Annotated in this window: 10 protein-coding genes; 7 read left to right on the top strand and 3 right to left on the bottom strand. The window is 73.6% G+C overall.

Going from position 1 to position 10,612, the window contains the following annotated elements; genetic code table 11:
* The first annotated feature begins 110 nt into the window (after positions 1-110).
* Entirely contained in the window at positions 111-968 is an 858-nt protein-coding gene (locus tag ABT247_RS27635; RefSeq protein WP_350747511.1) for an oxidoreductase, read from the top strand.
* A 114-nt stretch (positions 969-1,082) separates the two neighbouring features.
* Here ABT247_RS27635 and ABT247_RS27630 read toward each other — a convergent pair whose 3' ends face one another.
* A complete protein-coding gene (locus ABT247_RS27630; RefSeq protein ID WP_350747508.1) occupies positions 1,083-1,679 on the bottom strand; it encodes an NAD(P)H-dependent oxidoreductase in 597 nt (198 codons plus the stop codon).
* A gap of 125 nt (positions 1,680-1,804) precedes the next feature.
* Here ABT247_RS27630 and ABT247_RS27625 point away from each other — a divergent pair, with 125 nt between their 5' ends.
* A complete protein-coding gene (locus tag ABT247_RS27625; protein WP_350747505.1) occupies positions 1,805-2,254 on the top strand; it encodes a MarR family winged helix-turn-helix transcriptional regulator in 450 nt (149 codons plus the stop codon).
* Between the two features lie 24 nt (positions 2,255-2,278).
* Here ABT247_RS27625 and ABT247_RS27620 read toward each other — a convergent pair whose 3' ends face one another.
* Positions 2,279-2,701: a MerR family transcriptional regulator gene (locus tag ABT247_RS27620; protein WP_350747503.1), complete on the bottom strand. Its 423-nt coding sequence runs from the start codon at positions 2,699-2,701 to the stop codon at positions 2,279-2,281.
* 197 nt (positions 2,702-2,898) lie between these two features.
* Here ABT247_RS27620 and ABT247_RS27615 point away from each other — a divergent pair, with 197 nt between their 5' ends.
* Together ABT247_RS27615 and ABT247_RS27610 are read left to right on the top strand one after the other, a co-directional pair.
* The gene (locus ABT247_RS27615; protein ID WP_350747500.1) at positions 2,899-3,393 is read left to right on the top strand and encodes a peptidylprolyl isomerase; all 495 of its coding nucleotides are present in this window, start codon (positions 2,899-2,901) and stop codon (positions 3,391-3,393) included.
* Positions 3,394-3,605: 212 nt separating this feature from the next.
* Positions 3,606-4,409, top strand: a complete 804-nt coding sequence (locus ABT247_RS27610) for an arylamine N-acetyltransferase family protein (RefSeq protein ID WP_350747497.1) — start codon at positions 3,606-3,608, stop codon at positions 4,407-4,409.
* Positions 4,410-4,503: 94 nt separating this feature from the next.
* On the opposite strand, the gene ABT247_RS27605 is transcribed toward ABT247_RS27610, so the two are convergent.
* Positions 4,504-5,805, bottom strand: coding sequence for an LCP family protein (locus tag ABT247_RS27605; protein ID WP_350747494.1), 1,302 nt, complete (start codon positions 5,803-5,805; stop codon positions 4,504-4,506).
* Between the two features lie 465 nt (positions 5,806-6,270).
* Between ABT247_RS27605 and ssuE the strand changes: the two genes are divergently transcribed.
* From ssuE to ABT247_RS27590, 3 genes are all read left to right on the top strand, one after another.
* Positions 6,271-6,825, top strand: a complete 555-nt coding sequence (ssuE, locus tag ABT247_RS27600) for an NADPH-dependent FMN reductase (RefSeq protein WP_350747491.1) — start codon at positions 6,271-6,273, stop codon at positions 6,823-6,825.
* A 255-nt stretch (positions 6,826-7,080) separates the two neighbouring features.
* Positions 7,081-7,866 (top strand): ABC transporter ATP-binding protein, encoded by a 786-nt coding sequence (locus ABT247_RS27595; RefSeq protein WP_350747488.1) that lies wholly within the window; start codon positions 7,081-7,083, stop codon positions 7,864-7,866.
* 19 nt (positions 7,867-7,885) lie between these two features.
* Positions 7,886-10,456: an ABC transporter permease gene (locus ABT247_RS27590; protein WP_350747485.1), complete on the top strand. Its 2,571-nt coding sequence runs from the start codon at positions 7,886-7,888 to the stop codon at positions 10,454-10,456.
* Positions 10,457-10,612: the final 156 nt, after the last annotated feature.

Genomic DNA, 10,612 nt, shown 5'->3' with positions numbered 1-10,612 from the left:
CGGCGTGGTCGAGATCGCGACGGCCATCCGGGTGCACGCCCACGCCAAGCAGCTCCCGTCGGGGGCCTGACCGGCCGGGCCCGCGCCCGGCCGGGTACGGAGGAACGCGGATGACCGCCCAGGAGACCCCCGGCAGGATCTGGCTGATCACCGGCGCCAACTCGGGCTTCGGCCAGGTTATCGCGGAGGCCGCCGTCGCCGCCGGCGACACCGTGGTCGCCGCCGCCCGCCGGCCCGAGGCGCTGGCCGGGCTGGAGGCCGCCCACCCGGGGCGGGTCCTGCCCGTCCGGCTGGACGTCACCGACCAGGAGCGGATCCCCGCCGTCGTCGAGGAGGCGCTGTCCCGGTTCGGCCGGATCGACGTCCTGGTGAACAATGCCGGGCGCGGTCTGATCGGCGCCGTCGAGGAGTACACCGACCGGGAGCTGCGGGACCTCATGGACCTGCACTTCTTCGGCCCGGCCGCGCTCACCCGGGCGGTGCTGCCGCACATGCGGGCCCAGGGCTCGGGCGCCGTGGTGCAGATGAGCAGCATGGGCGGGCGGTTCTCCTTCCCCGGGGTGGGCGCCTACTCGGCCACCAAGTTCGCGCTGGAGGGGCTGTCCGAGGCGCTGGCCCAGGAGGTGGCGGGCTTCGGGATCAAGGTGTTGATCGTCGAGCCGGGCGCGTTCCGGACCGGCTTCGCGGGCGGCGGCGCGCTCGCCCACACCACCCCGATCGCCGCGTACGAGCCGGTGGTCGGGCCGGTCCGCACCGGCCTGCCGGACTCCGACGGCAAGCAGCCGGGCGACCCGGCGAGGGCCGCCGAGGCGATCCTGGCCGCCCTGGACGCCGAGCGGACCCCGCTGCGGCTCGCGCTCGGTAGCGACGCCGTGGAGGCGGTCCTCGGCCACCTGGACGCCGCGCGCACCGAAGCCGAGGACTGGGCGGCGGTCGGCCGCGGCACCGACTTCCCGCCCGGCGCCTGAGGGCGCCCGGGGCGCGCCCCGGGCGCGTGGCGACCCGCCTTCCCGTGCGCTCGGCCGAGCAGCGCGGCGGCCTGCCCGTGCGCCTCGGCCGAGCGGCGCGCCTGCCCGCACGCCTCAGTCGAGCAGCGCGGCCGCCTGCTCGCGCGCCTGCCGCAGCCATCCGGCGCGCTGGGCGGCGGAAGCGTCGGTGACAGTGCGGAACACCGTCCGCCGTACGTCGGCGACCCCGACGTACGGCAGCACGCAGGCCGTCCAGATCCGCTCCAGCGGGTCGCCGAACTCCTCGCGCTCGCGGGCCTCGGGGGTGTCGGAGGTGTTCAGCACCAGGGCCCGGCCGGCCCGCAGCAGTCCGGTCGGCTCGCCGTCGGCGGTGCCGAGCTTGTACGCGACGCCGGGGGCCAGCACCCGCTGCACCCAGCCGGTCAGCACGGCGGGCGGCATGCCCCACCAGTTCGGGTGGATCAGCACCAGCGCGTCCAGGGTGGCCACCTCGGCGCGGTGCAGGGCCAGTCCGGAGTCGGCGGTGGCCCCGGCGTCGGTCACCGTGCCGGTCTCCTCGGCGGTGAGCAGCGGCGCGAACCCGTCGGCGTACAGGTCGTGCGCGCGGACCTCGCAGCCGCGCCCGCGCAGCTCGTCGACCACGGCTTGGTACAGCGCGTGGTTGAAGCTGCCCGGCCGCGGATGTGCCAGATAGACCCCGATCCGTCCCATGTCCCGCCCCCCTCAAGGTGATTGGAGGCCGATGCTACTGGCACCCCCGGGCCGTCGGTGCGGGCGGCCGGGGCGCCCCGCCGATACTGTGTGCACACGCACGCAACCTCGGTACGATGAACGCCATGGACCGTGCCGATCTCACCCTGGGCCCGCTGTCGGAGCAGGACCACGCCTTCTACGGCCTGGTCTGGGCAGGGACCACGCTCGCCGCCCGGGTCGACCGGGAACTCGCCCGGGTGCACGGGCTGCCGCTCTCCTGGTTCGAGGTGATGCTCTGGCTGAACCGCCAACCCGGGCCGGTGGCCGCCTCCGACCTCGGCGCCAAGACGATGCTCAGCCGCAGCCAGGTCTCCCGGGTCGTGGACGCCCTGGCCGGGCGCGGACTCGTCTCCCGCGCGCCCTCCGCCTCGGACGCGCGCTCGGTGCAGATCGAGCTGACCGAGCAGGGCCGCGCCCTCTTCGCCGAGGCCGACGCCACCCGGCGGGCCGTCCTCGCGCCGGTCTTCACCGAGCGGCTGGACCGGGCGGACATCGAGGCCCTGGAGCGGGTCTGGCGCAAACTGAAGGCCTGACCCCACCCCCCGGGCGCGGAGGCGCTACGCGGCCTCTGCCGCCTCAGCCGCCGCCTCAGCCGCCGCCTCCGCCTCCGATGCGGCCTTCGCGCGGCCCGAGGCGCCGGCGATCACCTCGTCCAGCACGTCCCGCGAGCGCAGCAGGTCGGCGATCATCCGGTCGATCCGCTCGCGCTGCGCCGTGAGCTCCTCGACCAGTCGGGGCGTGGCGACCTCGTTCGGCCCGCCGTCGGCGTCCCGCATGCAGGGCAGCAGCTTCTGGATGGTGCGGCTGTTCAGGCCGGCCGCGAACAGTTCCTGGATGTGGACCACCCGGTCCACGGCCGCCTCCGGGTACTCCCGGTGGCCGCCCGGTGTGCGGTGGGCGAGCAGCAGGCCCTGCTGCTCGTAGTACCGCAGCGAGCGCTCGCTCACGCCCGTCCGCCGGGCCAGTTCCCCGATCCGCATGCCGCCCACCCCGTCATCCCCCGTGTCCCGCGGAAGCGCTCGTTCCCGTGTGCGTCGACGTCTGCGTCGAACTCTTCGTCGAAGCCTTCGTTCAAGCGCCCGCCGCGGGTGCCCGATTCCCGGATAACACGCCGCCCCGACCTCCGGCTCCGAGGGGGCGGCGCGCGGCGCCCTGCCGCTCGTGCCATGATCCCTGCATGGGTTCCAACGTTTTCTTCGACATCACCATCAACGACGAGCCGGCCGGCCGTATCGTCTTCAAGCTGTTCGACGACGTCGTCCCGAAGACCGCCCGCAACTTCCGCGAGCTGGCCACCGGCCAGAACGGCTTCGGCTACGAGGGCTCCGGCTTCCACCGTGTGATCCCCGCCTTCATGCTGCAGGGCGGTGACTTCACCAACCACAACGGCACCGGTGGCAAGAGCATCTACGGCGAGAAGTTCGCGGACGAGAACTTCGAGCTGAAGCACGACCGCCCGGGCCTGCTCTCGATGGCCAACGCCGGCCGCAACACCAACGGCTCGCAGTTCTTCATCACCACCATCGTCACCGACTGGCTGGACGGCAAGCACGTCGTCTTCGGCGAGGTCGTCGAGGGCATGGACCTCGTGAAGAAGATCGAGAGCCTCGGCTCGCAGAGCGGCCGCACCTCGGCCAAGATCACCATCGCCAAGTCCGGCGTGGTCGAGTAGTCACCACCCTCCGGGCCCGGTGACGAACCGCCGCCCCGAACCACCGCCCCGGAGCGGGGAGCCGGACCTGCCGGCCTCCCGCTCCGGGGCGGTGGTGTTCCCACTGCGTTCGCCGTGCCCGGGTGCCGGCCGGCCGGCCCGCTGCCCGGCCGGACAGGACCTCGGTCGAAAGACCGATGGCCGGATCCCCGCCGCCCGGGTGGAATGGGCGGATGGACGAGAAGCAGGCGCACGACGGGCTGGCACCGGCGGTACGGGCGGCGTACCTGGCGCGGATCGGGGTGGCGGAGCCCGGGCCGCCCTCGGTGGAGGGCCTGGCGCGGCTGCAGGCGGCCCACCTGCGGACGGTCCCGTTCGAGAACCTGAGCATCCACCTCGGCGAGCCGGTGGTGCTGGAGCCGGCCGCCCTGGTGGCCAAGCTGGTGGACCGGCGGCGCGGTGGTTTCTGCTACGAACTCAACGGCGCCTTCGCCTCGTTGCTGCGATCGCTGGGCTACCGGGTGAGCCTGCTGGCCGCCCGGGTCTTCGACGGGGAGCGGCCCGGCCCGCCGTTCGACCACCTGGCGCTGCGGGTGGACCTGGCCGAGCCCTGGCTGGTCGACGTGGGCTTCGGCCGCTTCGCCCTGCGCCCGCTGCGCCTCGACGAGCGCGCCGCCCAGGCCGACCCGCTCGGCACCGTCGCGCTCGTCCCGTACGGCGACCACGGCGAGCTGGACGTGCGGCTGGACGGCGTGCCGCAGTACCGGCTCGACCCCCGCCCGTACCCGCTCGCCGACTTCGGGCCGACCTGCTGGTGGCAGACCACCTCGCCGCAGTCGCACTTCACCCGGTCGACCACCTGCTCGATGCTCGCCCCGGACGGCGGACGGACCACCCTCAGCGGCACCCGGCTGATCCGGACCTCCCCCGACGGCACCCGCACCGAGGAGCAGCTCACCGACGCCGGGGCGCTGGCCGCGTACCGCGAGCACTTCGGCATCACGCTCGACCGGCTGCCGACCCCGCCGGCGGCCTGACGGCGGGGTCAGCGGCCACCGGGTCAGCGGCCGCCTGGTCGGTCGCCGCCCGGTCGGCCACGGCCGGGGCGGTGGCCGCCGGCCGGGCCGTCGGTCACTTGAAGTCCGGCACCGCCGTGTCGTTCCTGAACGCGTCGAAGACCTGCTTGGACTTGGTGGTGTCCCAGAGCACCGCGGACTCGCCGGTCTTGGTGTGGAAGTCCGGGTTGCCGATCGGGACGGTCATGGTCTTGCCGCCGCCGCCGTTGACGTCCTTCATCGCGAGGAAGAGCGAGCCGAGGTCGGTCAGCCCGCAGTCGTCGTCGACGATCAGGGTGCCGAGCGCCGAGTCGACCAGCGGGTAGAAGGTGAACGGGTCGAGCAGGGTGCCCGGGGAGGCGGCCTGGTGGGCCAGGGCGCCGAGGAACTTCTGCTGGTTGCGCATCCGGCCGAGGTCCTGGTCGGCCATCTGGTGGCGCTGGCGGACGAAGGCCAGGGCCTGCTTGCCGTTGAGGGTCTGGTCGCCGGCCTTGAGGTCGAGGCCGGAGTCCTTGTCCTTGACGTCCTGGTCGATGTGCATCTCGACGCCGCCGATGGAGTCGACGATGCCCACGAAGCCGGCGAAGCCGATCTCGGCGTAGTGGTCGATGCGGATGCCGGTGTTCTGCTCGACGGTCTGCACGAGCAGGCGGCCGCCGCCGTTGCCGAAGGCCGAGTTGATCTTCGCGGTGGTGGCCTTGACGGGCTTCCCGTTGCTGCCCGCGTGCTCGGGGATCGGCACCCAGGAGTCGCGCGGGATGCTCATCAGGGTGTTCCCGTTGTCCCCGACGTGCAGGATCATCATCGAGTCGCTGCGCTTGCCCTCGGTGTCGTGCCCGGTGTGCAGGTCGTCCTGCTGGGAGTCGGTGAGGCCCTGGCGGCTGTCGGAGCCGACGATCAGCCAGTTGGTGCCCTTGCCGGCCGCCGGGCGGCCGGGGTAGTCGGCGAGCACGTTCTCGTGGTTGAGCTTGGAGTCCGCCCAGAAGTAGGTGGAGACGGCGGTCACCATGACGGCGATCAGCAGCCCGAAGACCGACCACTTGACGATCCGGCGCGTCGGCCAGCGCCCGGCCCGCGGGGAGGCCGGACGTGCTCCGGCCGCGTCGCCGGGGCCGCCCGGGCCACCGGGCCGACCCGGACCGCCGGGACCTCCCGGACCGCCGGGCCGTCCGGGGCCGGCGGGCGCGCCCTGCGGCGGAACACCGGCGTACGGCGCCGAGGGTGCCGACGGCGGTGCCGGCTGCCGCGGCGCGGGCGCGCCCGGCCCGCGAGGGTTCAGCGAGGCCGGCAGCGGCGGCTCGGCCGCCGCCCCGCCTCCGCCGTTGCCGCCGTACGGGTTCCCACCGCCGCCCGGGCGGCCCTCCTGCCACGTGTTCATGCCGTTGAGGATGCCCGACCCCGCTCGCGCTGACTCCCCCCGGGGGCCTCACCAGGCCTCTTGTAGCAGTTTTGATGCACGTACCGGATCGTTCCGCTGAAACGTCCCGTCACCGGCGTTCCGACTGCCGAAACGATTCTTGACCGCCTCGAACGCAGCGTGTTTGCATTTCGGGCATGGACCAGCGTTGGGCACTCACGCGTCGGCGGCACGTCGACCTGCGGCGTGGGGTGGCCTGCTCGCTCTGTCGCGGCTGACGCCCGCGCCCCGCGTCCGTCGGGACGCCCCCTTCTGCGAGCACCGGTTCGTCCCGAGCACCGGCTCGCCCGAGCACGACGATCCCCGGCTCGCCCGAGCACCGGCTCGCCCGAGCACCGACTCCTCCCGAGCACCGACCCGCGGCGCCCTGCCCGCCGCGGCGCCGTTCCCCAGAGCCGCAGCCCGCCTTCCAGCCAGAGGTGAACCATGGCCACCGTCCTGTCCGTTTCCGGCTCCCCGTCCGCCACCTCCCGCACCACCCGCCTGCTGCGCCACGTCGACGCCCACCTCACCGACCGCGGCCACCACGTCGTCCCCTTCGAGGCCCGCAGCCTGCCCGCGCACGCGCTGCTGTCCGGTGACTTCGACCACCCCGCGATCGTCGCCGTCGCCGAGCTGTTCGCCCGCGCCGACGGCGTGGTGATCGGCACCCCCGTCTACAAGGCCGCCTACTCGGGCCTGCTGAAGGCCCTGCTTGATGTGCTCCCGCAGTACGCGCTGACCGGCAAGGCCGTCCTGCCGCTCGCCACCGGCGGCTCGCCCGCCCACGTCCTCGCGGTGGACTACGCGCTGCGCCCGGTGCTCAGCTCGATGGGCGCCGGCCACATCACCCAGGGCTGGTTCGTGCTCGACCGCCACATCACCGCCGGACCGGACGGCACGACCCTGGTCGACCACGGGACGGACGCCCTGCTGGCCCCCGTCGTGGCGGGCTTCGCCGACGCCCTGGAGCGGCTGGCCGCACCCGCGCTGACCGGCTGAACCCGGCCGGCGCGGCCCCGTACGGGGCGTCCCCGAGACGGTCGCGGCGCCCCCTTAGGGGGAGGGGGCTCCGCAGCCCGTAGATCCTTGGTTGCACCGCTTCATTCCGACGGAGGACGAGCGGCCCGCAGCCGGCTCCTACCGTGGATCCCACGTCCCCACCCGCCTGAACGCGGCCCGGTTCCGCCGGGTCCGCGGCCCGGTTGCGCCGGGAGGGTGGAGGCGACGGGTGGGCCCACTTCCTAGGAGAATCCAGTGACGACGGCAGCAGCCGTGTACGATCCCCAGCTTCCCGGCGGTGCGTCCGCCGTCGCCGCGTCGGCCCGTCAGGTCACCAAGGCGTACGGCTCGGGGGAGACCAAGGTGACCGCGCTGGACGCGGTCGACGTGGACATCCAGCGCGGCCGCTTCACCGCGATCATGGGCCCGTCCGGCTCCGGCAAGTCGACCCTGATGCACTGCCTGGCCGGCCTGGACACGGTCAGCAGCGGCCGGATCCTGATCGGGGACACCGAGATCACCGGCCTCAGGGACAAGCAGCTGACCAGGCTGCGCCGCGACAAGATCGGTTTCATCTTCCAGGCGTTCAACCTGCTGCCGACCCTGAACGCGCTGGAGAACATCACGCTGCCGATGGACATCGCCGGCCGCAGACCCGACCGGGCCTGGCTGGACCAGGTGGTGGAGACCGTCGGCCTGGCCGGCCGGCTCAAGCACCGGCCCGCCCAGCTCTCCGGCGGCCAGCAGCAGCGCGTCGCGGTGGCCCGGGCGCTGGCCGCCCGCCCCGAGATCATCTTCGGCGACGAGCCCACCGGGAACCTGGACTCCCGGGCCGGTGCCGAGGTGCTGACCTTCCTGCGCCGCTCGGTGGACGAACTGGGCCAGACCATGGTCATGGTCACCCACGACCCGGTCGCCGCCGGCTACGCGGACCGCGTGCTCTTCCTCGCCGACGGCGTGATCGTCGACGAGATGCACGCGCCCACCGCCGACTCCGTCCTCGAACGCATGCGCCGTTTCGACGGCAAGCGCACCAGCTGAGCGGCGGGACGACCTCACCATGCTGCTCAAGACCTCGCTGCGGAGCTTCCTCGCCCACAAGGGCCGGATGGCGCTCTCGCTCGTCGCCGTCGTGCTGTCGGTCGCCTTCGTGTCCGGCACCCTGGTGTTCTCCGACACCGCCACCAGCACCTTCTCCAAGCTGTTCGCCGCGACCGCCTCGGACATCTCGGTCCAGCCGCCCAAGCCGGCCGACGACGAGGACCGGCCGGCCGCCGACAAGCCCCCGACCGTCCCGGCCTCGCTCGTCGGGCGGGTCGCCGCGGTGCCCGGCGTGAGGACGGCCGTCGGCCAGGTCATGGTCGGCGACGCGATCCTGGTCGACCCGGCCACCAACAAGCTGGTCGGCCCGACCACCGGCGCGCCCACCCTGGTCGGCAACTGGACCGACACCCCGCGCAACCCGGTCCGGATCACCTCCGGGCACGTCCCGCAGTCCTCCGCCGACCTGGTCCTGGACGCGGACACCGCCAGGAAGGCCGGACTCCGCCTCGGCGACCGCATCCGGGTCGACAACGCCGCCGGGCAGCACCCGTACACGATCGTCGGCATCGCCACCTTCACCACCACCAACCCGGGCGCGGCGCTGGCCTTCCTGGACACCCCGACCGCCCAGCAGGTGCTGCTCGGCGAGCCGGCGTACACCTCCGTCGAGGCCTTCGGCGACGGCAGCCGCAGCGACGACCGGCTCAAGGCGGACGCCCTGGCCGCGGTCGGCAGCGGCTACCAGGTCAAGACCGCGGCCGAGCAGAAGGACGAGAACACCAAGGCGGTCGGCGACGGCCTGGGCTTCCTGACGTACGCGATGCTCGGCTTCGCCGGCATCTCGCTGGTCGTCGGCGGGTTCCTGATCATCAACACCTTCTCGATGCTGGTCGCCCAGCGCACCCGCGAGATCGGCCTGCTGCGCGCCATCGGCGGCAGCCGACGGCAGGTGAACGGCTCGGTGCTGGTCGAGGCGCTGATCCTGGGCGTGCTCGGCTCGACCCTCGGGGTGGCGGCCGGCCTGGGCGTCGCGGTCGGTCTGATCAAGCTGATGAACGCGATCGGCATGGACCTCGACGCGGGCGACCTGGAGATCGGACCGGACGTGTTCGTCGCGGGCTACGCGGTGGGCGTCCTGATCACCGTCGTCGCGGCCTGGATCCCGGCCCGCCGGGCCGGCCGGATCGCGCCGATGGCCGCGCTGCGCGAGCACGGCACCCCGGCCGAGGCCCGTTCCAACACCGTCCGTTCGGTCCTCGGCCTGCTGCTGACCGGCGGTGGCGCCGCCCTCCTGGTCCTCGCGGGGACGGCGGAGAAGGCGGCCACCGGCGGCCGGTACCTGGGCCTCGGCGTGGTGCTCACCCTGATCGGTTCCGTGGTGCTCGGCCCGCTGCTGGCCACCGTGCTCGTCAGGGTGCTCGGGGCCCTGCTCCCCGCCCTCTTCGGTCCCTCCGGCACGCTCGCCCAGCGCAACGCGATGCGCAACCCGCGCCGCACCGGCGCCACCGCCGCCGCGCTGATGATCGGCCTGGCCCTGGTGATCGGCTCCTCGGTCTTCAGCTCCTCGGCCGTCACCTCGGCCGGCGAGCAGATCGACGCGTCGGTCGGCGTGGACTACATCATCGCGGGCGGCCCGACCGGGGTCACCCCGGAGATGACGGACGCGGTGCGGCGGACCCCGGGCATCGACCACGTCACCACCCAGAAGGACTTCGAACACCTGAAGGTCCGGCTGCCCGACGGGCAGAGCACCAGGACGGACCTGACCGCCGTGCCGGGCACCTTCTTCGGCACCGACTTCCACCCCGCGGTCAGCTCCGGGACGCCGGACTCGGTCGGGCACGGCTCGCTCGGGATCGGCGAGGCCTTCGCCGCGGACCACGGCCTGAAGGTCGGCGACCGGCTCACCGTCGACTACGGCAGGGGCCGCACCCAGACGCTGCCGGTGGGCGTGGTCTTCCGGAAGGGCGGCCTGCTCGGCGACGGCTCCTTCGTCGGCCTGGACACCATGGCCGAGGCCGTCCCGGCCGCCGAGCAGCCGGCCGTCCGGACCTTCTTCGCCAAGGCCTCCTCCGGCGCCGACGTCACCAGGACGCTGACCGCCCTGGAGCACGCGCTCGAGCAGTACCCGCAGCTGACCGTCAAGGACCAGGCCGGCTACAAGAAGCTGGTGCAGTCCCAGGTCGACACCCTGCTCTACCTGATCTACGGACTGGTCGGCCTGTCGATCACCGTCGCGGTGCTCGGCGTGGTCAACACCCTGGCGCTGTCGGTGGTCGAGCGGACCCGCGAGATCGGCCTGCTGCGGGCGATCGGGCTCTCCCGCCGCCAGCTGCGCCGGATGATCCGGCTGGAGTCCGTGGTGATCGCGGTCTTCGGCGCGGTGCTCGGCACCGGGCTGGGCCTGGCCTGGGGCGTCACCGCCCAGCGGGTGCTGCGGGACCAGGGCCTCGGGACGCTGTCCGTCCCGACCGGCACGGTCGCGGTGACGCTGGTCGCCTCGGTGGTGATCGGGCTGATCGCCGCACTCGTCCCGGCCTTCCGGGCCGGGCGGATGAACGTCCTCGCGGCCATCGCGACGGACTGACCCGGCGGCGGGGGACGCCGGGTCCAGATCTCCCGGAACGGGGGCCGGGAGCACGGGGGAACGGGGGAAACGGGGGGCGGGGGGCGGGGGCGCGGCCGCGCCCGACGCCGGTGGTGTTGTCGGTGTCGCCGAGCCGCTGGAAGGGCAGGAAGACCC

Origin of the sequence: Kitasatospora sp. NPDC001539, assembly GCF_040298565.1 — a bacterium.
Classification (GTDB): domain Bacteria; phylum Actinomycetota; class Actinomycetes; order Streptomycetales; family Streptomycetaceae; genus Kitasatospora.
The sequence above is the reverse complement of the archived record's forward strand: the minus strand, read 5'-3'. Positions and strand labels throughout refer to the sequence as shown.

Bases quoted from the DNA above. Each gene is read 5' to 3' on its own strand.
- ABT247_RS27635 (WP_350747511.1), top strand. From the start codon at position 111: ATGACCGCCCAGGAGACCCCCGGCAGGATCTGGCTGATCACCGGCGCC.
- ABT247_RS27630 (WP_350747508.1), bottom strand. From the start codon at position 1,679: ATGGGACGGATCGGGGTCTATCTGGCACATCCGCGGCCGGGCAGCTTC.
- ABT247_RS27625 (WP_350747505.1), top strand. From the start codon at position 1,805: ATGGACCGTGCCGATCTCACCCTGGGCCCGCTGTCGGAGCAGGACCAC.
- ABT247_RS27620 (WP_350747503.1), bottom strand. From the start codon at position 2,701: ATGCGGATCGGGGAACTGGCCCGGCGGACGGGCGTGAGCGAGCGCTCG.
- ABT247_RS27615 (WP_350747500.1), top strand. From the start codon at position 2,899: ATGGGTTCCAACGTTTTCTTCGACATCACCATCAACGACGAGCCGGCC.
- ABT247_RS27610 (WP_350747497.1), top strand. From the start codon at position 3,606: ATGGACGAGAAGCAGGCGCACGACGGGCTGGCACCGGCGGTACGGGCG.
- ABT247_RS27605 (WP_350747494.1), bottom strand. From the start codon at position 5,805: ATGAACACGTGGCAGGAGGGCCGCCCGGGCGGCGGTGGGAACCCGTAC.
- ssuE (WP_350747491.1), top strand. From the start codon at position 6,271: ATGGCCACCGTCCTGTCCGTTTCCGGCTCCCCGTCCGCCACCTCCCGC.
- ABT247_RS27590 (WP_350747485.1), top strand. From the start codon at position 7,886: ATGCTGCTCAAGACCTCGCTGCGGAGCTTCCTCGCCCACAAGGGCCGG.